This window comes from Chryseolinea sp. H1M3-3, from assembly GCF_029360725.1.
Lineage (GTDB): Bacteria > Bacteroidota > Bacteroidia > Cytophagales > Cyclobacteriaceae > Chryseolinea.
Genome location: NZ_JARKMY010000002.1, coordinates 1,262,737 through 1,286,309, shown reverse-complemented (window position 1 = coordinate 1,286,309; position 23,573 = coordinate 1,262,737). Strand labels below are relative to the sequence as shown.

Genomic DNA, 23,573 nt, shown 5'->3' with positions numbered 1-23,573 from the left:
TACTTAGTACAAAATTTTTACTTCAGCTTAAACGAAAATACATCACGATTAAAACAACGGACGCAAAAGCGTCATTCAAATGCGCTTTTTACGACCATCATAAACTTGGAAAAAGGCATCTTAAGTAGCCGTAAAAACTCTACACGATATTTTTGTTATGGATATGAGGTGAAAAAACCGTGCCGTGCATTCGTGATAGTACATGACAGGTTTCTTGTTTTAATTCTGCAACTTAAAATCTGTTTTATATAAAGAGATTATGATACCTCTTTTTTTCATCCTTTATAGATTCATGAGTTAATAAACGTAGTAATGTGTTCATGTGCCTCACAAGTGTGTCACTATGAATAACGATTTAAAAAATACTTTAAACAATTTAGCAACAAATCAACATGCGTCGGAAGACTCTCCCACAACAATTTATCCTTATCCTTTCTGTGATTGTCCTGATTTCAAGCTCTTGTAAACAGGAAAAAGAATCACCAAAACAAAACGAACCAACCGCGACAACCAAACTGGAAAAGTTGAAGTTGGCAGACGGATTTCGAGCTGAGCATCTTTATAGTCCGTCGGCAAACGAACAGGGCTCTTGGGTGTCTATGACCTTCGACAACAAAGGACGCCTTATCACATCGGATCAATATGGTGCGCTATACCGTTTGGAGCTTTCTCCTATCGGGTCAACAACACCACCAAAAATTGAAAAACTGATTATAGGTACCCAAGATTCACAACGCCAGGACACCACTACCCTAAAGATCGGCATGGGCTATGCCCAAGGCCTTTTGTATGCGTTCAATAGCCTGTACGTTATGGTTAATCATAACAGCAATAAAGATTTTGACAAAAACACTGGGCTTTACCGGCTTCAGGATACAGACGGCGATGACCAGTTTGACAAAATTACCTTGCTCAAATCGCTCAAAGGCGAACCTGGCGAACATGGACCACACAGCATTATCCTGGCACCAGATAAGAAATCGATTTACATCGCTGCAGGAAACCACACGGATCTTCCTGCCATGGACGCTTACAGATTGCCTCCCGTTTGGAAAGAAGACAATTTGTTTCCTCAAATCAAGGACCCAAGAGGTCACGCAAATAACCGCGAGGCACCTGGCGGGTGGATTGCTCACCTTGATTCATTAGGACAACGCTGGGAACTGATCAGTGCCGGCTATCGCAATGAGTTTGATATCGCTTTTAACCAAGCCGGAGATTTGTTCACTTACGACTCCGACATGGAGTGGGACTTCGGAATGCCCTGGTACCGACCAACACGTATCTGTCATGTCACCAGTGGAAGTGAATTCGGCTGGCGTACAGGAAACGGAAAATGGTCACCTGCATACCCCGATAACCTGCCACCGGTCTTGAACATCGGACAAGGTTCTCCTACAAATTTAATTTATGGAATGAGTGCAAAATTTCCGGCGAAATATCGCAATACCTTGTTTGCATTTGATTGGAGCTTCGGGATTATTTATGCCATTCAACTTACGCCGAATGGTTCGTCTTATGATGGGAAGGCCGAAGAATTTCTCTCGGGCTCACCACTGCCTTTAACCGATGGCGTAATTGGTCCAGACGGTGCGTTGTATTTTCTAACGGGGGGCCGCAGGTTGGAGTCCGACTTGTACCGTGTATATTATGACGGCGCTGAAAAAGATGGGGGCGATAATATCTCGAATGAAATTACTGAAGAAAACAAGCTAAGAAGAAAATTAGAAGAATTCCATACCGGCCCGCAGCAAGGGGCGGTTGATTTTGCATGGCCTAATTTGAAACACGAAGACCGGTTTGTTCGCTACGCTGCACGGATTGCCGTAGAACACCAACCTGTAAGCGAGTGGCAGGAACGTGCGTTGAAAGAAACAGATCCGCAGATTCTGACACAGGCTATCATCGCGCTCGTACGTCATGGAAAACAGGATCTTAAAAATAACTTGCTGCAAGCCCTCATGAGGGTGGACTATGCAAAGCTTTCACCTCCACAGCAAATAGATCTACTGCGCGCTTTCGAACTCGTTTTCTTTCGCATGGGAAATCCTGCGGGTGCTGTAAAGACGCAGGTCATTTCGTATTTGGATTCACATTTTCCTTCAAATGCAAATGATTTGAATCGCATGCTGAGTAACCTGCTGGTGCACATCGAAGCGCCCGGAGCAGTGAAGAAAACGCTTGCCCTACTGGAAACCGCGAAAGACGATCCCTTGGATAAAACAGCCAGCGCTTCCTCTGACCTAATTTTAAGAAATCCACAATATGGCTTGGACATCGCAGGCATGTTGTCTAAGGTTCCGCCAAGGCAACAAACGTATTATGCTGTAGTCTTGAGTCAGGCTAAAAGTGGTTGGACACCCGATCTCCAGGAAAAATACTTCAAATGGTTTGCCCAGGCATTCACTTTTAAAGGCGGTAGAAGTTATATTGGTTTTATTGACAAGGCACGCCAAATGGCATTAAGTAAAGTTCCTAAAAATCAGTTTGCGCATTTTAACACACTCTCAGGCGATTCGTTGGTAGACGGTTCCGGAATCGATCTTGCAGAGTTGCCTCGACCCAAAGGACCCGGAAGAAGATGGAATGTAGAAACTGCGTCATTGGTAGCCGATAGCGGACTCGTAAACCGAAATTTTGACCAAGGTAAGATGATGTTTGCTGCGACGTATTGCGCCACGTGCCATACCATGCAGGGAGAAGGAGGAAATATCGGTCCGGATTTGACGCAACTCGGCACACGCTTTACAACAAAGGATATGTTAGTGTCCATTCTCGATCCTAATAAGGTTGTATCTGATCAGTATGCAGCGACCGTATTTGTTATGAAAGATGGTAGTTCAATCGTCGGCCGACTTACCAATGAAGATGAAGAAAAGTATTATGTCTCTCAGAATCCATTTTCGCCACAGACATTGCGCGAAATTCCAAAGAAAGATGTGACGTCGACTAAACTATCACGCGTTTCTGTGATGATGCCTGGGTTAATCAATAGTCTGAACAATGAAGAACTCAAAGATCTGCTAGCCTATTTAATGGCCGGAGGAAATAAAGAACACGAGCTCTATAAAAATAAAAATCAGGCTGCAAAATAAACAAGCTAAACTGAAACGATATGGTAAACCGCATCCATCTCAATTTTATAAACCCGATGCTGATACTCATCGCTGTGATGATGAGCAGTTGTTATACCGCTGGTGTTGCTCAATCCAAAAAAGCGGGATTTGTAGAGCTTTTTGATGGGAAAACATTAAACGGCTGGGAATGCAACGCGAATTATTGGCGCGTGGAAAACGGATATTTGGTGGGTGAAATAACACCGGAGAAGCTCCTCAAAACAAACTCCTTTATCATTTGGAAAGGCGGAGAGCCTGCGGATTTTGAGTTGATCGTAGAGTATCGCATCACAGAAGCAGGCAACAGTGGCATAAATTACCGAAGCGAGCAACTAACGGATGTACCACACGCACTACGGGGATACCAGGCGGACATCGATGGCAAAAATAATTATACAGGACAAAACTATGAAGAACGCGGACGGACAACATTAGCCTACAGAGGCCAAAAAACCATAATTGATCCTTTAGAAAAACCCGGAGCCACTTTGCGGGATGACGTTAAAAATAACGCATGGACAGGATTAAAAGTATCAGAATCTTTGGGGGACAGGGACGCATTAAAAAAGCATATCAAAACCGGCGATTGGAACGAAATCCACCTGATCATAAAAGGGAACCGGCTGCAGCATTTTGTCAATGGTATTCTTATGAGCGACGTCACGGACAACGATGTTGCCAATCGAAAGATGAAAGGGCTGCTCGGCGTGCAGGTACACGTAGGCCCACCAATGAAAGTAGAATTCCGAAGCATTCAACTTAAGCAATTATGATTTAAAGATCTGCTGAACTATCTTTTGTTTAATCTTGAACTATAAAGAAACCCGCTTGGCACATCAACCCTGGAAAGAGAAAATAATTAATCCCACCCAATTAGGTGGTATCGAAATGTCGGTACTGGATAATGGTGCCGGACGGGGAACGCGCATCGCGTGGATCAACACCGGTACAGGGCTGCGATACAAAGTGGTTATCGATCGTGCCATGGACATCGCAGATGCTTTTTACAATCAGCATAGTTTAGCCTGGTTGAGTCATGGCGGTGTTACTTCGCCACAACCTTTTTCTCATCGTGGAGCAGATTGGATACGAACCTTTGGCGGTGGCTTAGTTACAACGTGCGGACTGGATCATGTGGGTGGGCCAGAAAAAGATGAATATGGTGAACGCGGACTGCATAGCCTGATCAGTAACATACCTGCAGAACTTGAGTCCATTATACAACCCGATCCGCTCCATGATAAAATGGATTTCAGCCTGACGGGAAAAATAAAACAAACGCAGGTTTTTGGTCCGAGCTTCGAATTAAAGCGCACGCTGTCGGGATCAATTGGGAAGCCGGCCATTCACATCCACGATGAAATTACAAATTGCGCGAACACGCCAGCACCACACATGCTGCTTTATCATCTAAATTTTGGATGGCCCCTCGTCGACGAAGGTACTGACCTTCTCTGGCATGGCACATGGCAATCTCCGGGAGAAAAAAACGCCAACAAAATCTTCCAGGAGGGAAATAACTTCCGAAAATGTTCACCGCCCTTACCGTTGCATAACGGCAACGGTGAAGAAGTTGCCTTTATTGATATTGCGGCAGACCCATCGGGGCTCTGTACTGCTGGGTTATATAATGCGCAATTGAATATCGCAGTCGCGATCCGGTTTAACAAAAAAGAGCTGCCGTGGCTAACAAATTGGCAGCATTGGGGAAAAGGAGAATATGTAACAGGCTTGGAACCGGGTACCAACCCTCCTATCGGCCAGGCTAAAGCAAGAGCACAGCATCAGTTGATTTTTTTGGAACCGGGAGAAACACGTCACTACGATCTGGAGATAGAAGTGCTAGACCAGGAAGCCACCATCAAACGGCTTTTACAACATACACATCATCAAAGTCATTAATTTTTATTTATGGAAACAATGGAAAAAACAAGCTTAGCAGAAAAAGCACTGGATCAGGGCAAAGGAATTTTGCGTCTGGCGCCCACGTGGGTTCCTCGGTCGTTTTGTGTTCCCGGACGACGTATCAAATTACATCCGGACGACTACTACGTCCTTGGTGGACAGCGCGGAGGTATTGATGAGCGTTGGTTGTCGTCTACGACGCCTGCTAAGAACGGTCCGCTCACAGGAAAAAACGAAGGCTTGAGCGCTGTTGTTTTCAGTGACGGCACGCAGGATAAACAAATTTTATTAAAAGACGCGATCGATGAATTAAAGGCAGAAATCATCGGCGCGCGGTTATGGAAAGAATATGGCAGTTGGCCCATGTATTCCAAATTTTTTGACAACAAAGGGCCGCTGCCTCATCACATTCATCACAACGATGAACATGCCAAGTTAATCGGTCAGCTGGGAAAGCCCGAGGCCTATTATTTCCCTCCTCAACTGAATAATCACGGCGGAGACTTCCCCTATACTTTTTTTGGTATAGCCCCGGGAACAACAAAAGAACAAATCCGTGAGTGCCTTGTGAATTTTACCAAAGGCGATAACAAGATTACAAATTTTTCTTCCGCTTATCGTCTTGAACCAGGCACCGGGTGGGATGTTCCTCCAGGCATGCTTCACGCGCCAGGAAGCTTGTGCACGTATGAACCTCAAAAAGCTTCTGATGTATTTGCCATGTATCAATCGCTGGTCAACGATGCCGTTATTCCTGAAGAGTTATTATGGAATGGTACTCCGAAAGATCGGATTGGAGATTTTGATCAGCTGATGGAAGTAATTGATTGGGAGCTGAATGTAAATCCACAGCTGATGGCAACACATTTCATGCGTCCTAAAGCCGTACGATCGGCAGAAGAAATGAAAGCTGATGGGTATATGGAAAAATGGATTTGTTACAAGTCACATGCCTATAGTGCGAAAGAACTAACGGTGATGCCGGGCGCAAATGTTACGATTAAAGACAACGCTGCCTACGGCATGATCATGATGCAAGGACATGGGAAAATGGGAGTTTGGGATATTGAAACACCCGCCCTCATCCGCTATGGTCAACTCACCCATGATGAGTTCTTCGTGAGTGAAAAAGCTGCACGTGAAGGCGTCACCATCGTCAATTCTTCTAAAACAGATCCAATTGTAATGCTGAAACACTTTGGCCCGGGAAATCCCGACCTGAAGCTTGAATAGAATACATTTCAATAATTATGAAAGAAAAATTACGTTCCACTTAAATCATTAATGTATGCCTGATAACAATTTCCCCAAACTGCATAATGCTACTTGGCCCGGCGTTGTCGGAAAAGGACAAAATTCAGAGCCACCCATCCCTTTCGATACCATGCTTGAGCTGACAGCAAATGCTGAAGTAAATGGAACGAGATTCGATGGCGTCGACCTCGGATTGCTTGAACCTCATATTGATTTGCTGAACAGCAAAGATGATGATATCAAAAAACTTGCAGATAAAGTTAGTTCGCTGAATCTTAACATCGGTAGCCTGGTAGCACCCATTTGGGGTGGTCCCGCCATGGGCAGCAAAGAAGACCGTGCATTGTTTGTTGATATGGTACGCAAATCCTGCAAGTTCGGACAACGCTTGCGCGAATTAGGGGTACGGCCTTACGGCATCATCCGGATCGACTCCGCATGCTCGCCTCAAAGTTGGGAGGCTGATCCTGTAAATAACACGAAACTTATTGCACAGACTTTTCGAGAAGCATGCGATGTCGCTGCAGGCTATGGTGAAAAATTAGCTGCCGAAGGAGAAATTTGCTGGGGCGGTATGCACAGCTGGAAGACAATGGTCGAAACTTTAGAAGCTGTTGATCGTCCGAATATTGGATTTCAGGCAGACATGGCGCATACTTTATTGTATTTGCTCGGCTACAACCACCCTGAGGATAGAATTCTTCCGGAAAATTTTGATTGGAACGATCGTAAAACCCTTACAGAAGGGTTGAAAAAAGTTACGGCGGCCCTTCGTCCGTGGACCATTGACTTTCATGTGGCACAAAACGATGGGACTGTATTTGGTTCAGGTTCTCATGATAAAACCGGTCGCCACTGTCAGGCTACTGATCCAAACGGAAAACTGGATATCGCCAAAGACGCAGGTTATTGGCTTCGAGATGAAAAAGGTAACCTTACCAGAGCCTTCAAACACATTTGTTGGGACGGATGCATGTTTCCAAATGCCGTCATGATGGAGCAACAAACCTGGAACGATGTGCTGGCCACTTTAATCCGTGTGCGCGAGTTGCACGGTTGGTATCAAACTGAAAAACTGGCGGTCGGAAATTAATATTTTAATCTACTAACAGAAGTTAAACATGAGTGAGAAAACGCTAAGAATTGGATTGGTCGGCTGTGGCTTTATGGGCCGGACGCATTCTAATGGATATAAACGTGTCGGTGATTTTTTTCCAACATTGTCGTACCGCCCGGTGTTACAAGCAGTTTGTTCGCGAAGCAGGAATAATGTTCAAGCGTTCTCCCAACAGTGGGGCTACGAGTCGTTTGAAACAGATTGGAAAACCCTTGTTAACCGAAACGACATCGATGCCGTTGATATCTGCACACCCAATGACACGCACGAACAAATTGCAGTTGCCGCTGCTAAAGCAGGTAAAATGGTACTTTGCGAAAAGCCGCTATCCAGAACGCTGGAAGAAGGAAATCGCATGGTCGATGCTGTAAAAAAAGCTGGCGTTGCTAACACGGTATGGTACAACTACCGCCGGCTACCAGCCGTGTCGTTGGCCAAGCAATTGGTCGACTCGGGTAAATTGGGAAAGATTTTTCACTATCGTGCGAATTTTTTACAAGACTGGACCATCAATGCAGACCTTCCCCAGGGAGGAACGGGTCTATGGCGGATGGATGTAGACGCTGCAGGATCCGGTGTAACGGGCGACCTGCTTGCCCATTGCATCGATACAGCCATGTGGTTAAATGGTGCCATCAAAGATGTTTCAGCGGTTACAGAAACTTTCGTGAAGCAACGACTTCATCAGCTTACAGGAAAGGTCCAGCCAGTAGGCATTGATGACGCCTGCATTTTCCATTGCCACTTTGAAAACGGTTCATTAGGACTTTTTGAATCAACCCGGTACGCCAGGGGACATAAAGCGCTGTATACTTTTGAGATCAATGGCGAGCATGCTTCCATTCGATGGGACTTGCACGACCTGAATCGCCTCGAATATTTTGATCATCGCGATGAGTCTATCGTAAGAGGATGGCGCTCGATTCATGTAACCGATGGCGACCAACCTTATATGGACAAATGGTGGGTGCCCGGCTTAGGAATCGGTTATGAACACAGCTTTGTTCACCAGGTAGCAGATTTTCTGAAAAGCCTCGAAGATGGAAGCGCGTGTCACCCTACTTTCGAAGATGCCCTGCAAACTCAAAAAGTTTGTGAAGCTGTACTTTCATCGGCATCTTCAAAAAGCTGGAAGGATACGGGGGTGAAGGGGAAACAGTATTAAAGGTGATCGGTTATCAGGTAATCGGTAATCGGTGGGACAATGGTACTGCCGCTGATTGCTAGATGTTGATCATTGATTATCTATAAAATTATGATATGAAACTCACAATCATCACACTCACCATCGCCCTGGTTATAGCGCTTACCGTCTTCGCGTCGGCGCAACCAGCTTCGAAAAAAACAAAGATAGTTTTTGTAACCGGTGATCATGAGTATAGCAGCGAAGCAACGATGCCGCTATTGGCGAAAGCGCTTGAAGAACAGTATGGTCTGCAGGTGACCGTGCTTAAATCGCATCCGGACCACAACGCGGAAGAAAATATTCCCGGATTAGAAGCGCTAAAGGATGCAGACCTTGCTGTATTCTACCTTAGGTGGAGGAGATTGCCGGCAGACCAGGTAAAATATATTGATGACTATCTGAAATCCGGAAGGCCTGTCGTGGGTTTACGGACCAGTACCCATGCGTTCAATTATCCAAAGGGTCATCCATTGGAAAAGTGGAATGCTTTCGGAGAGTTTGCATTGGGCTCCCCTCCCGGCTGGGGTGGAAAAGCGGGGCATACCCATTGCGGCCATGGATGCAGTACCGACGTTACTGTCATACCAGATGCTGCAAAACATCCCATTTTAACTGGAGTAGATCCCTCCTTTCACGTGAGCTCGTGGCTTTATAAAGTGCTTCCCGATTATCCAGCGAAAGGATCTACCTGGCTCCTGATGGGAAAAGCTGTCAATCCGGACAAAGCCGGATTTGAAGACAACCCGGTAGCCTGGACGTGGCAGACTCATGCAGGTGGAAAAGTGTTTGCAACAACGCTGGGTCACCCGGCAGATTTTAGTGTTGAAGCCTTCCAGCGTGTTTTAGTCAACGCCATTCATTGGACACTTGGCAAACCGGTACCAAAAAAATGGAAGGGAAAAATCGCCATTGACGTTCCGTATAGAACAGAAACAAAATAATGCATCGGCCCGAAGTGAAGCTCGGGATAATGCAATTAAATATCAACATGATCCAAATACCGAAAAAGCACCTCGTCGCTACGTATAAAATTTTTGGAATCTTCTTCATTTCATTATTTCTTATTCAGTGCTCTCAATCTCCTTCTCCGAAGATTGACATTAAGAAAAATTCTCACATTGTTTTGATCGGCAATAATCTTGGATCACGAATGATGAACTTCGGCCACTTCGAAACAGAAATGCATCTTCGTTATCCCGACAGTTTGTTATTTATCCGTAATATGTGTGATGGAGGAAATACGCCGGGCTTTCGTCCTCATGCTTCAAGGGTATCTCCGTGGGCATTTCCAGGAGCGGAGAAATTTCAAACGGAGCTAGGAAATTATTCCGACAGCCAGGGTCATTTCGAAACAGAGGATCAATGGCTATCAAGACTTCAGGCAGATGTTATCATCGCATTTTTTGGGTTCAATGAGTCTTTCCAGGGTAAAGAGGGATTGGAGAATTACAAAGATGAGCTTGACGCATTCATCCGGCATACGAAAAGTCAACAATACAATGGAAAAGTGCCACCCCAGTTAATCATTGTATCCCCTATCGCCTTTGAAGATCTTTCTTCGAAATTTGATTTGCCCAATGGTAAAACTGAAAACGATAACCTTAAACTATATGCAGAGGGAATGAAGGAAATCGCCGCGAAAAACAATGTTCCGTTTGTGGATGCCTTTACACCATCTAAAGCCTGGTTTAACAACAGTAATGAACCCCTAACCATCGATGGCTCACAGCTAACAGACGAAGGATACGCTAAATTTTCTAAGCTCCTGGCAGATGAAATTTTTGGTAGGGTTACACCAACAGCAGAAGCGCACCGGGAATTGGTTCATGCCGCCGTACAGGAAAAAAACTGGATGTGGCACAATGATATTAAGATCCCCAATGGTGTCCATGTTTATGGTCGACGATACAATCCTTTCGGTCCGGAGAATTACCCTGCTGAAATCAGGAAGATCCGCGAAATGACCGCAATACGGGATGAAGCCATATGGCAAGCAGCTAAAGGAAAAAAAATGGATCTCGCAGAAGCGGACAAAAAAACTTCTACGCTTCCTGAAGTAAAGACAAATTATAATCCCGAAAAAAATGGAAGTCTGGAATATCTGTATGGCCAGGATGCTCTTAACAAAATTAAAGTAGCCCCAGGTTATAAAATTGAATTGTTCGCTTCCGAAAAGGAGTTTCCAGAACTGGCCAAACCATCGCAGATATCATTCGACAACAAAGGTCGGCTGTGGGTAGCAACCATGCCGAGTTACCCGCATTATAAACCAGGCGACAAGCGCCCCGATGATAAACTTATTATTCTTGAAGACACTGACGCCGATGGTAAAGCCGACAAACAAAAAACGTTCGTGGGCGGTTTACATCTTGCTAATGGCTTTGAGATTGCACCGGAGGGCGTTTATATCTCGCAAGGAACTAACCTGGTTTTATTTAGTGACACCGATGGTGATGATAAAGCCGATAAAAAAGAAATCTTATTGAGTGGTTTTGATGACCACGACACGCATCACGAAATTCATGCCTTTTGTGCCGATCCTTCAGGCGCAATCTACATGGGGGAAGGTGTATTTTTACATACGAATGTCGAAACATCCTATGGTCCCGTGCGAGCAACGAACGGGGGCTTCTACCGTTATAATCCAGCACGTCATCACTTGGAACGGACGGCGCAACTCTCCATTCCTAATCCCTGGGGGATTGCCTTTGACGAATGGGGACAGAACTTCTTCGCAGAAACTTCAAGCCCTGATGTAAGGTGGATGATGCCAGGTTCCGTCAAATCACGATACGGTGTTTCGAATCCAAAATCAAAACAACTGATTGAAGAAAAACATCGGGTACGTCCAACGTCCGGCCTGGAGTTTGTTTCAAGCCGCCATTTTCCGGATGATGTTCAGGGTGATTTTCTGATCAACAATACCATAGGTTTTCTTGGCACCAAACAGCATACCTTAATTGATGACGGCACAGGCTATAAAAGCAATCATCGTTTAGACCTGATAAAATCAGAAGACAGAAACTTCCGACCCGTTGACATGGAGTTTGCCCCCGATGGTTCATTGTATGTTGCCGACTGGCATAACATATTGATTGGTCACATGCAACATAATGCAAGGGACCCACTTCGTGATCACGCGCACGGCCGTATCTATCGCATTACCTATCCATCACGGCCGTTGATTACACCTGCAGTAATAGCCGGCGCCAGCATCGAAGCCCTTTTGGATAACTTGAAGCTTCCGGAATATCGGACCCGCTACCGGACGCGCCGGGAATTAAGAGGACGGAACGTATCCGAAGTTCTGTCACAACTGACCACCTGGATGAAGAAGCTGGATAAAAACGATCCCCGTTACGAGCATCACTTGCTGGAAGCGCTTTGGGTAAGCTGGGGTATGAATCAAGTGGATCAACCGCTCCTTCGACAATTACTCATTGCAAAAGATTATCATGTAAGGGCAGCAGCCGTAAGAGTCCTTCGTTATACCGGCCATCAGGTAAAAGATCAAGCCGATTTATTAATGCAAGCCGCAAAAGACGACCATGGTCGGGTACGATTAGAAGCTATAGTAGCTGCGTCATGGTTGAACAAAGAACAAGGACTTGAAATTCTTAACGAAGCTGCCAAACTTCCACTTGACGAGTGGATGGCGCCTGCTCATGAGACAGCAGTGGCGCATCTTAACGGAAGGTCGGTAGAAGAGAAGAAAGAAGAAATAATCAAAACGCATCTTAAAGGAAATGATTTAGCACTGTTTACAAAAGGCAAAGCAATCTATAGCCGTGATGGTTTTTGTAATACCTGTCATCAACCGGACGGTGCAGGCCTTTCTGCGTCAGGCTTCCCTCCGCTCGCCGGGACTCCGTGGGTAACAGGCAGCAGTGAGCGCCTGATCAAGCTTGTACTGAACGGGCTCCATGGACCGATTGAAGTGCTTGGACAAAAATACGGAGGACAAGTTCCAATGACACCTTTTGCGGGATTGCTTAACGATGAAGAAGTAGCTGCGGTACTTACCTACGTACGAAATTCATTCGGTAATAAAGCATCCCCGATCTCTCCTGAACAAGTGAAAAAAATACGGGAGGCCACCAAAGAAAAATCCGGTTTCTATTCACCAGCGGAGTTGCTAAAGCAACATCCGATGGAGCGGTAACGTAGTGATTACGTCAAAATAGTTTTTTAAATATGCAATACAGCAAAGGATTATAGCGATGATAAAAATAGGATTTAATGTGCTGGCCTGGACAGCCGATGTTTCTGATAAAGTATTGCCCACCGTCGACAGACTAAAAAAAATAGGCTACGATGGTGTCGAATGTTTTATTGGATCACCCGATGCCAACGCTTACCGGCGCTTTGGTGATCATGCACATGCTTTAGGATTAGAGACTACGGCAGTAACGGTTATGGATAAGGATACTAATCCTGCTGACCCTTCTGCAACGGTGAGGGCAAAAGCATTGGACCGGATCAAGTGGGCCATCGACAGAACGCATGGTATGCATTCAAAAGTACTTTGTGGGCCTTTCCATTCTGCCCACGCAAACTTTTCACGCAACGCTCCGCAAGAGCAGGAATATCAATGGAGCGCAGAAGTACTTCACACTGCCGGTGAATATGCAGCACAAGCCAACATAACGTTGGCCTTAGAGGCGCTGAATCGCTTTGAATGTTATTTGTGTAACACCATGAACCAACTGAAGTACCTAGTCTTGACAGCTGATCATCCCCGTGTTAAGGCCATGTATGATACACATCATTCAAACATTGAAGAAAAAAAAATAGCAACGGCCCTCGATACCATTGCACCAGTTTTACATCACGTCCACATCAGCGAAAATGACCGTGGCACTCCCGGTAGTGGACATGTCCTTTGGGATGAAACGTATTCTGCCTTAGCAAAAATAAATTATGAAGGATGGCTTACTATAGAAGCCTTCTCGCGCAACGACCCCGATTTTGCAAATGCCATTAACGTCTGGCGTGAATACGATAAGCCCTGGGATATTGCTGAAAAGGGTTACGCATTTATTAAACAAATGTGCCAGGTTCACGGGTTGAAATAGATGGGCGCTGAAGTATAACGGCTTCAACGTACCACAATATTCAATAAGTTCTGGCGGCTTTATCAATCGCATAAAATTCAGGTCACATTTTTGTTCCTGCACCCGCCGTTGTTGGTGTTGTGCGGTTGGCCTTGCGCGCCGCTCATTAACAACCGCACGCAAGTGGATAACAGAATCTCTATGGCACAATAATGCAGAATGAAAAAAACCAAATGGAAGAACAAACAGGCCGTACCTTGAGATTTTAATTTATCACAACCAAACCTGTTATCCAAGTGAGCACGGTTGTTGGTAGAGCTAACTCACTGGCCACCCGCAATACCAACAACGGCGACGTTTTTACGTTCTTCCTATTCACGACCGTGAAGGACATCCAACACCCGCCGTTGTTGGTCTTGTGGGTAGACCAACAACCGCACGCACGCTGATAACAGACTTTCTATGGCACAATAATGCAGAAATGAAAAAAACCAAATGGAAGAACAAACGGGCCGTACCTTGAGATTTTAATTTATCACAAATAAAACCTGTTATCCAAGTGAGTGCGGTTGTTGGTAGAGCTCACGCACTAAGCTCTCCCGCAATACCAACAACGGCGACGTTTTTACGTTCTTTCTATTCACGACCGTGAAGGACATCCAACACCCGCCGTTGTTGGTCTTGTGCGTAAGATCGTGCGCGGCCGACCAACAACCGCACGCACGCTGATAACAGACTTTCTATGGCACAATAATGCAGAAATGAAAAAAGCCAAATGGAACAACAACAGGCCGTACTGTAAGACTTTAATTTATCACAACCAAAACCTGTTATCCAAGTGAGTGCGGTTGTTGGTAGAGCTCACGCCCTAAGCTCTCAGGCAATACCAACAACGGCGACGTTGTTACGTTCTTCCTATTCACGACGATGAAGGACATCCAACACCCGCCGTTGTTGGTCTTGTGCGTAAGATCGTGCGCGGCGGACCAACAACCGCACGCACGCTGATAACAAACTTTCTATGGCACAATAATGCAGAAATGAAAAAACCAAATGGAAGAACAAACGGGCCGTACTGTGAGATTTTAATTTATCACAACCAAAACCTGTTATCCAGGTGAGTGCGGTTGTTGGTAGAGCTCACGCACTAAGCTCTCACGCAATACCAACTACGGCGACGTTGTCACGTTCTTCCTATTCACGACGATGAAGGACATCCGACACCCGCCGTTGTTGGTCTTGTGCGTAAGATCGTGCGCGGCGGACCAACAACCGCACGCAAGTGGATAACAGACTTTCTATGGCACAATAATGCAGAAATGAAAAAAACAAATTGAAGGGCAGACGGCCGCAGCGTTAGATTTTTAATTGTAAAATTCAAAGACCGGTTATACAAGTGACTGCGGTTGTTGGTAGAGCTTGGGCACTAGGCAACCCGCAATACCAACAATGGCGAGGGCGGCGTTTTACGGTCTTGTTGTTCTCAAGAAGAAAAATTTGTACCACCGTTGATCCCGTACTCGTAAAACCACGCGACCGATCAACCCCACGCCTACTGCGAAGTACAACCTACCTTATCACCGCCACTCCAACACTTCGAACTTCAACACCCCAACACTTCCCATCATGCAAACAATTCCATCTCCGCCACCCCCTTGCCATCAGGTGTTGTATAGAATGGTCTCTTTTCGATTACGTAATGCGTATCTTCTGCAATCCCTAACGCATGGTACAACGTCTGGTGTACCTGATCAATTTTAATGGGCTTTTCTATTGTCTTACACGGACGCTCATCGGATGTCTTCCCATAAACAAAGCCTTGCTTAATACCGCCACCGAACATTAATATGGAACACCCATCTGTAAAATGACGATGCATGCCATAATGTTTTATGTTATGGATTACGTCCGGCTGATCGACCTGCTCCTTGACCTTTGCTCCGGGGCGACCTTCCACCATCATATCACGACTAAACTCACTGGCGAGAATAACCAGCGTTCTATCCAAATGTCCTGATTGCTTCAGGTCTTTTATTAACTGCGACACAGGACCATCAATTTGTTTTTTCATACCCTTTAACCGCGTATATCCATTTTCGTGCGTATCCCAACCTTTAAAGGGTTCATACTCCGTGGTAACACTTATAAATCTTGCACCTTGTTCCGTCAGTCGCCGGGCAAGGAGACAACCAAGTCCAAATCTGCCGGTGTTATATTTAGCATAACTTTCTTTTGGCTCCGTACTCAAATCAAACGCCTTTGCTTCCGGAGAATTCAGCAACCTGTATGCTTGTTCCATCGAACGTTTCAGCGACTCTTTTTGATAATCACTACCAGATTCATTGTAGGGACTCTTACTGATCAGTTCATTATAAAGTTGATTACGCTTTTCAAAGCGCTGATAACTCATACCCACTGGAGGCTTTACACTTTCCAACCCTGCACTCGGATCAGGGATAAAGAATGGACCAAATTCATTTCCCAAAAAACCTGCGGTATGAAAAGCTTTTAGTTCTTCGGCCTCCCCTACGGTAAATCTTTGTCCAATATCAATAAACGCCGGGATCACGGGATTTTTCGGACCCAATTCCTTCGCGATCCACGAACCTATGTGTGGAGCAGCGACTGTCTGCGGAGGTTCATAGCAAGTATGCCAGTGATATTGATGTCTTGAATGCAAAATGTGACCAAGGTCAGCGGCTACATAAGAACGAATGATGGTACCGAGATTCATTACACTTCCAATCGACTCAAGGCCCTCAGAAAAATGAATACCATCCAACGCTGTGGGTACTGATTTAAAGGTGCTTAAGACACTGTTGGCCTGCATACCTTTCTCGAACGGCGTATACTTCTTTGGATCAAAAGTATCTGTATGTGCCATTCCTCCCGCCATCCACAGCAAGATCACGGTGTCGGCGGTTGACTTGATCTTGTTTCTGCTGCAAGAACTTAAAAGGCTTGCCGTGGGCATTCCTGCCGCTAAGGCAGCGATCGTAGCAGCACCGGTCCTTTGTAAAAATTCTCGACGATTCCAGGTTCTATTCATACACCCTTTTCATGTCGATTAATAAATTAATTGAAATTCAGGTAAGAGCATTACCGCCCACAAAAAATCTTCCACGCTATCGTCATCGGGTGATTGCCCAAGTAGCTCTAAGGCCACCTTCACTTCATCAGGTTCAGGTTCGCGACTCAAAGCTTCTTTATAAACTGAATGAATCAGTTCCAAGCTTGTACCGTATTTGCGCTTCCATTTTTTAGCGCCTGATTTTAATACCTTTGTAAACAGATTCCCATTGGTAAGCTCCAGCGCCTGCAACAGATTAGCTTCTGTTGTTCTTCCTGTTAAAACATTCTCACGGTTAGGACGGCCTAAGGCCGTTAAGAAGCCATCATTTTTTACTAATGAAGCCCTCACGAATGGAGAAGCTGATGAAACCGATGCCGTTTTCTTGATTGGATTAAATACCTTAAGGGTATCATCGTACACCGGGTAAACAACAGCGCTGACAGCATCTGCAAATTGTTCGGCAGTTAATCGTCTGCGATGCATGCCTCTGAAAGTATAATCGTCAGCAATAAGCTCGCTTTCACTTTTGATTTCTACAGAAGGTAGTTGATATGTTATGGAGGTTGTTATTGTAAAGATTAATTGCTTGATGTCATTTCCATTTTCAAAAAAATCTGAAGCCATCCAGTCGAGTAAGTCCTGGCTCCAGGGTATATTATCCATCAAGTCTACAGGTGCTATAACTCCTCTTCCCATTAACTGCGACCAGATCCTATTCACGATCGTACGGTAAAGTCTTCCGTTTTTTGGTGATGTCAGGTATTCAGCCAGTTGCTTTAATTTTTTGTCGACACTCACCGTACTGTCAATGGTACCCAGTTCCTCGAAAATAATTCCAGTACCTGCCATTTCTCCAGTGGGCACATCACACCGGTTAATTTCAAGAGTGGTATCCGAGAATATGTTTGCAAAGGCATACGCTTGCTTAAGCGTTAAATCACTGATGAAGCTATCATGGCAGGAAGCGCATTTCAGGTTTAGTCCCAGAAATACCTGTGAAATATTTTGTGCTGCCTGCATTTCAACACGCTGGCTGGCGTTCACTGTTCCCCTCCATTCTATTCCTCTGATAAAACCTTCTGAGCTCTTATTTGGGCTAATGAGTTCCTTCACAAAAACATCATAGGATTTGTTGGTTTTTAGTGATTCGTATAGCCATTGGGTGATTGAAAACCGTCCCTCCGTGATGTATCCGGTCCCTGTATAATCATTTCTAAGTGCATCATTCCAGAATGTCAGCCAATGCTGTGCATAGTCGTCATCTCTCTGGAGCAACTCCTTTACCAATCCAGCGCGTTTGTCTGGGTCTAAGTCTTTAACAAATGCTTCTACAGCTTCAGGTGGTGGTAGCAGTCCGATAATATCGAGGTAAACGCGCCTGATATAAATTTTATCATCTACGATTGCTGGCCATGCGATTTTTTTTTCCTTAAAGTAAGCATTGGTAAACAGATCAATTGGATTATTGAATCCTGACTCTTCCTTTGGCAACGCTGGCATTCTTGGTGCTAGTTCAGCAACACGATAAACGCTTTTCTCATCGGCGTTATCGGGCCATGGTGCTCCTGCTTTGATCCATAATTTCAAGGTGGCAATTTCTTTTTCACTTAACGTCTTTCCTTTGGGAGGCATTGATTCTTCGTCTTCCCTGGGTAATAATAATCTCCGGATCATTTCACTTTCTTCCGGATGACCAGGAACGATCGCAGCTCCTGATTTGCCACCCTTCATAACAAATACTTTTTTATCGAGTCGGAGTTCACCTTTGATTTTTTCCGAACTGTGGCATTTATAGCAGTTGTGAGCAAATATCGACCTTACTTCCAGATTAAGATCAGCAATTTGTTTGGCGTTCATCACCGGCGTGCTTCCATCATTCGTGAATTGTGTAATATCAAAATCAGCGTTGCGGGGCATGTTCCTCCAAGGCAGCACACTCGTTAAAAAATCGGCGCCGTGGGTTAGAGAAGCGCCATAGTGGCCCGCAACCGTGACACTCAAGACCGTAATAATAAGAACCGCGCGGTAAGTTTTAAGAAGATGCTTCTTGTTTTGCATGACCACGCGCCGGTGTAGCGCAACCGTTACAAGCGAAAATATCAAAGTTACTATTCCTGACCATTGATGAATCGCGAGCACACTTCCGCTGTATTGATCTTGGGTTTTCAGTAACAGTCCAAATATTACGGCGGCAATAGCGCTCAAGGAACCTATGATCAGAAGAAGATTTATTCCTGAACGTAGCTCCTGATTTCTTTTATTTAACGTGAAGACTTCCAGCACCAGCGCGACAACCAATAAGCCAATGGGAAAATGAACAATCAACGGATGCAGACGGCCTAAGAACTGCCAAAGCCAAAAGTTTACCATAATAGAACTTCCCATAGCAACCCAGCTCATATCACGGATGCTTTAAAAGAAAAAAGAATATACCGACCGCCGAATAGAGAGTCATCATTGTTTTATCAAAGTAGAAATTGTCTCGATCTGAAGATAACAACGATCCGAATGATGTGTGCGTGTTTTTACCACGGCATCACATGAATGGTTTTAAATAAATTTACGCGCATCCGCCGACATAACAAAACATATATTACTACTTGCAAATGCACAGTCTACAAATTTAAATTTTCACCGGAATTTTAATGCCCTGCTCTTGTCCAGTTCCCGGAAGTTAAGAGGACGATGGCTTATTGATTTCATGCCTATCCATATTAATGATATAAACTAAACGCTCATATGTTGCACCCATTAGTTTTACAGTTTCTAAACCTCGAAATCCTAACTTTTCATAAAGTCTTTTTGCTAAGGGATTATTGTTCTCGACTAATAGGCTCACTTTATGATGCCCCTCATTGGCTGCATGGCGGATCGACGCCCATTCCTTGCTTGTGAGGAAATACACTTATTGTATCAAGATAAAATTCTCCGCCACTCGTTTCTTTTTCGGGAATTCTATCGAAACCGAATTCTTTTTTCAAATAATTTAAAACCGGTTGCCGCAGTCCAAAAAATTTGGCTCCGTCGTATGCTGTGATGCAGCCAGCAATTCCATCTGCATCTTCACATACAAAGGTGTTCTCATAGCTATATAAATTATCCTTTTGGATGACGAAGTTTTCAAACAAAGGATAAGCTTTATCGATCTTTTCACCGTTAAGGTATTTTAATGCCAAGTCACCCAGCGCCTGAACTAATAATTGGGCTATCTCTCGGGCGTCAGTTGTTTTCGCTGGTCTGATGGTCGTCACTTCTCTCAATTTAATTACTTCAAAAATTCGTCTTTAAAAAGCCAAGATTGTTTGTGCGGGACTAATGTGGTAAATGTCGTCCCTGCATATGAGGCTATTGCCGAATATAGATAACTTGTTTGGCCAACTGTCACACGTACAAAGATAGTCCGGCATCCCAAATCACGTACGACCCGGTCTTCAATCCATTGGCTGAAGCCCGGCTTTCAACAATCGCCCGTACGTGAGCACTTATTCCAATGAACAATAATTTTCTTTACATACTGCTATTTTTATCGCATTTTAGTCTAACCTAAAGCCATGCAAACAATTTTCTTGAAAGACATTTTCCGTTGCGTCCTGGTAGTCTTTGCTTGTTTTCTCACGCTGACTAGTTGCCAGTCAACTTCCAGCAATGAGTCCGAAGATATTTTTGCAATTCCTCACGTAGTCAGTCAAAATCCCATTACAGTACCACAATCTCCATCACAAGCACTTCAATCCTTCCGGCTTCCCAAAGGCTATCGGCTGGAAGTGGTTGCCAGCGAACCGATGATCCACGAGCCAGTAGCCATTGCATGGGATGGCAATGGCCGCATGTATGTTGCCCAAATGGAAACGTATATGCAGACCGTTGATGCACAAGGTCAGGATGAACCCATGAACAGCATCCTGTTACTCGAAGATACTGACAATGACGGAAAGATGGATAAGCGTTCCGTCTTTCTCGACAGCCTGTCGGCGCCACGCATGTTACTTTGCGTTGGACATGAGTTGTTTGTTAATGAAACGAACACTTATAATATTTATGCTTATCAAGACCGTGATGGAGACGGTCAGGCTGATCAGAAACGGCCAGTGTACGAAAACCCAAAGCGTGCTTTTGGAAATATCGAACATCAACGTAGCGGACTCGATTGGAACCTGGACAATTGGATTTACGTGACCACCGATCCTGTTCGCTTTAAATACAAAGATGGCACGCTAATCGTTGACAGTCTTGTGAGTGGTTCCAACGGTCAATGGGGTTTAACGCACGATGATTTTGGCAGGCTGTATTTTAGTCGCGCTGCTTCAGGAATGGCAGCCACTGGGTTCCAAATCAATCTCGCTTATGGCCAGCTTGACCTTGAGCGATCGTGGGATGAAGATTTCGCGCAAGTATGGCCTACCGTGAAAACACCGGATGTCAACGGAGGACCCAAGACGTTACGACCTGACAGTACGATCTTTGGTTTCACGTCAGTGACGGGCCAATCTATTTTCAGAGGTGATCGCCTGCCGGAAAACATGGTCGGCAATTATTTTGTAGCAGAACCTGTTGGCCGCTTTATACGAAGAGCCTATATCACAGACAACGATGGGAAGATCTCCCTAAAGAATGTCTATCAACAAGATGAATTCATTACCTCAACCGATATGAATTTTCGTCCCGTCAATACATACACCGGTCCGGATGGCAATCTATACATTGTTGACATGTATCGGGGAATTATTCAGGAATCAACATGGGCTCAGCCTGGGAGTTTTTTATATGATCAAATCTTGAGCAAAGGACTGCACAAGAATATCAGACATGGACGGATCTACCGCTTGGTTTATGATGGCATGTCCCGGGGAAAAACTCCGAACATGCTCGATGCGGAAGTCAGCCAATTGGTTTCTTATTTAGATCATCCCAACGGATGGTGGCGCGACAATGCACAAAAAGAACTCATTGTCCGCGGCGACAAATCGGTCATCTCCGTGCTCAAAGAAAAAGCTATTGGGCCGGATGCCAGTAGCAATCTAACTGGACGGTTACATGCGCTATGGACGCTTGAAGGACTGAACATGCTCGATAAGGAGATGTTACTATCTGCCTTAAAAGATAAGGAGGTGCAAATCCTAAAAGCTGCTATCAGGATGAGCGAGCCATGGCTGGAAAAATCCGATGCTGAAGTAATGACGGCCTTGGAACACCTCGCCTCTCATGCAAGCCGGGATGTACAAAGTCAATTGCTGCTTTCGTTAAGCCGGTCTGACGCTCGAGTGTCAAAAGCAATTGGCCAAAGGATTCTCGAAAAAAAACCCGAAGATGAACTGCTGGCCGGCATCAAGACGAGTTTGAAAAAAACTGAAGATGCCCGTCACCACGGTTATAAACTTGTGGGACTCCGACCGGAGGCGCGCCAGTCCGTTATCGAGGGTGCGACTATTTTTAAATCACTTTGCGCATCGTGTCATGGACCGGAAGGACAAGGATTGCCAACGAATATTGCACCACCATTGATCAGCAAATTTAAGCTGATTGAAAACAGAGACGAAGTAATCAAAATTATGTTGCATGGACTGACCGGGCCCGTGGACGGCGTAACTTACTTGGACCAAATGCCTCCCATGGGTGCCAACAGCGATGAATGGGTTGCTTCTGTTTTAAACTACGTGCGATATGATTTATGTATGCGCAGCTTTCCCCAGATGAATGAAGGCTACCTGAACTGGGTTATCATTACTCCGGAACAGGTAAAAAATATCCGTGAAAAAAATCCTGGGCGTAAGGCTCCCTGGACATGGAATGAATTGATGGGCGAACGCGCCAAACCCCAGCAGTGATGCAAACACGATTAAAAAGAAAATGCAAAGTAAATAAATTATGAACCGCAGAACTTTTGTCCGAACAACATTTCAGACCACCTCGTTGGTAGCAGCGGCTTCTGCCCTCTCTGGAATGATCGCTGATACTCCAACCGTTCGCCTGGGCGGTCCGTTGTTTGAACGCACTGATGATCCCGATTCGTGGATCGCGGCGGTTAAAAGGCTTGGATATCGGGCTGCCTACTGCCCTCTTAAACTTGATGCAGCTGCGGATGTTGTTCAAGCATATGCCTCGGCGGCGCGAAAGGCAGACATTGTTATCGCGGAAGTGGGAGCCTGGAGCAATCCGTTAAGTGCCGATGCTGAAATGGCACAACAGGCGTTTAAGCGTTGTGTTGACTCGCTGAAATTGGCTGAACTATCGGCGCAAACTGTTGCGTCAATATTAGTGGATCGAAAAACCCAAAGCATTGGGCAGGCCCTCACAAAGACAACCTATCTGAAGCAACATTTGGTCAGATCGTAGAGGTTACACGCAAAATCATTGATGAAGTAAAGCCAACACGGACGTATTTCACACTTGAATTCATGCCCTGGATTCACCCTGATTCCGCTGACAGCTACCTACGGATCATCAAGGCGGTCGACCGTAAACAGTTTGCAGTGCACATGGATCCCGTGAACATCATTAATAGTCCTAAAGCATATTTCGGCAATGGTGTGTTGATCAAAGAATGTTTTAAAAAGTTAGGACACCTCATCCGCAGTTGCCATGGCAAAGATATTACTTTGAAAGAAGATGCTTATTCGACGCAGCTCGAAGAATGCCGCCCAGGTTTAGGGCAGTTGGAATACCGCGTATATTTACAAGAGCTAAGCAAGCTGAAAGATATTCCGCTGATGCTCGAACATTTGCCTACAGCAGACGAATACGAAAAGGCAGCGGCATTTGTGCGATCGGTAGGTAAAGATATCGGTATAACGGTATGATTGATTTAAAATCGTTGTTCGATTTAAAATGAAACGCAATAACGATTAATTTACTTTATTCCTTTTCAGCA

General features: G+C 45.1%; 15 protein-coding genes. 12 read left to right on the top strand and 3 right to left on the bottom strand.

Annotated features, from left to right (window positions below):
• Positions 1–392: 392 nt before the first annotated feature.
• The 9 genes from P2W71_RS12885 (at position 393) to P2W71_RS12845 (ending at position 13,653) form a co-directional block, all read left to right on the top strand.
• Positions 393–3,095 carry a c-type cytochrome gene (locus P2W71_RS12885; RefSeq protein WP_276371631.1) on the top strand — a complete coding sequence of 901 codons (2,703 nt, stop codon included), beginning with the start codon at positions 393–395 and terminating at the stop codon, positions 3,093–3,095.
• Between the two features lie 77 nt (positions 3,096–3,172).
• Positions 3,173–3,889, top strand: coding sequence for a DUF1080 domain-containing protein (locus P2W71_RS12880; RefSeq protein ID WP_276371737.1), 717 nt, complete (start codon positions 3,173–3,175; stop codon positions 3,887–3,889).
• Between the two features lie 115 nt (positions 3,890–4,004).
• Positions 4,005–5,018, top strand: a complete 1,014-nt coding sequence (locus P2W71_RS12875) for an aldose 1-epimerase family protein (protein WP_276371736.1) — start codon at positions 4,005–4,007, stop codon at positions 5,016–5,018.
• Positions 5,019–5,027: 9 nt separating this feature from the next.
• The gene (locus P2W71_RS12870; protein WP_276371628.1) at positions 5,028–6,254 is read left to right on the top strand and encodes a hypothetical protein; all 1,227 of its coding nucleotides are present in this window, start codon (positions 5,028–5,030) and stop codon (positions 6,252–6,254) included.
• A 55-nt stretch (positions 6,255–6,309) separates the two neighbouring features.
• The gene (locus P2W71_RS12865; RefSeq protein ID WP_276371626.1) at positions 6,310–7,368 is read left to right on the top strand and encodes a TIM barrel protein; all 1,059 of its coding nucleotides are present in this window, start codon (positions 6,310–6,312) and stop codon (positions 7,366–7,368) included.
• A 28-nt stretch (positions 7,369–7,396) separates the two neighbouring features.
• Complete coding sequence (locus tag P2W71_RS12860; RefSeq protein ID WP_276371624.1) at positions 7,397–8,557, top strand: Gfo/Idh/MocA family oxidoreductase; 1,161 nt, start codon at positions 7,397–7,399, stop codon at positions 8,555–8,557.
• Positions 8,558–8,652: 95 nt separating this feature from the next.
• On the top strand, positions 8,653–9,519 hold the full coding sequence (locus P2W71_RS12855) for a ThuA domain-containing protein (protein ID WP_276371621.1): 867 nt from the start codon (positions 8,653–8,655) through the stop codon (positions 9,517–9,519).
• A gap of 47 nt (positions 9,520–9,566) precedes the next feature.
• Positions 9,567–12,740, top strand: coding sequence for a PVC-type heme-binding CxxCH protein (locus tag P2W71_RS12850; protein ID WP_276371619.1), 3,174 nt, complete (start codon positions 9,567–9,569; stop codon positions 12,738–12,740).
• A 58-nt stretch (positions 12,741–12,798) separates the two neighbouring features.
• The gene (locus P2W71_RS12845; protein ID WP_276371617.1) at positions 12,799–13,653 is read left to right on the top strand and encodes a sugar phosphate isomerase/epimerase family protein; all 855 of its coding nucleotides are present in this window, start codon (positions 12,799–12,801) and stop codon (positions 13,651–13,653) included.
• A 1,603-nt stretch (positions 13,654–15,256) separates the two neighbouring features.
• Here P2W71_RS12845 and P2W71_RS12840 read toward each other — a convergent pair.
• The 3 genes from P2W71_RS12840 to P2W71_RS12830 all read right to left on the bottom strand — a co-directional run bounded on the left by P2W71_RS12840 (position 15,257) and on the right by P2W71_RS12830 (position 19,956).
• On the bottom strand, positions 15,257–16,681 hold the full coding sequence (locus tag P2W71_RS12840; RefSeq protein ID WP_276371615.1) for a DUF1501 domain-containing protein: 1,425 nt from the start codon (positions 16,679–16,681) through the stop codon (positions 15,257–15,259).
• Between the two features lie 18 nt (positions 16,682–16,699).
• Positions 16,700–19,105, bottom strand: a complete 2,406-nt coding sequence (locus tag P2W71_RS12835; protein WP_276371612.1) for a PSD1 and planctomycete cytochrome C domain-containing protein — start codon at positions 19,103–19,105, stop codon at positions 16,700–16,702.
• Between the two features lie 452 nt (positions 19,106–19,557).
• Entirely contained in the window at positions 19,558–19,956 is a 399-nt protein-coding gene (locus P2W71_RS12830) for a hypothetical protein (RefSeq protein ID WP_276371609.1), read from the bottom strand.
• Positions 19,957–20,256: 300 nt separating this feature from the next.
• Between P2W71_RS12830 and P2W71_RS12825 the strand changes: the two genes are divergently transcribed.
• The 3 genes from P2W71_RS12825 to P2W71_RS12815 are packed head-to-tail and all read left to right on the top strand — an operon-like array spanning position 20,257 to position 23,502.
• Complete coding sequence (locus P2W71_RS12825) at positions 20,257–22,530, top strand: c-type cytochrome (RefSeq protein ID WP_276371604.1); 2,274 nt, start codon at positions 20,257–20,259, stop codon at positions 22,528–22,530.
• Between the two features lie 40 nt (positions 22,531–22,570).
• Positions 22,571–23,038: a hypothetical protein gene (locus P2W71_RS12820; RefSeq protein ID WP_276371602.1), complete on the top strand. Its 468-nt coding sequence runs from the start codon at positions 22,571–22,573 to the stop codon at positions 23,036–23,038.
• Complete coding sequence (locus tag P2W71_RS12815; RefSeq protein WP_346659958.1) at positions 22,933–23,502, top strand: TIM barrel protein; 570 nt, start codon at positions 22,933–22,935, stop codon at positions 23,500–23,502. The genes P2W71_RS12820 and P2W71_RS12815 overlap by 106 nt, the downstream gene beginning before the upstream one ends.
• Positions 23,503–23,573 lie beyond the last annotated feature (71 nt).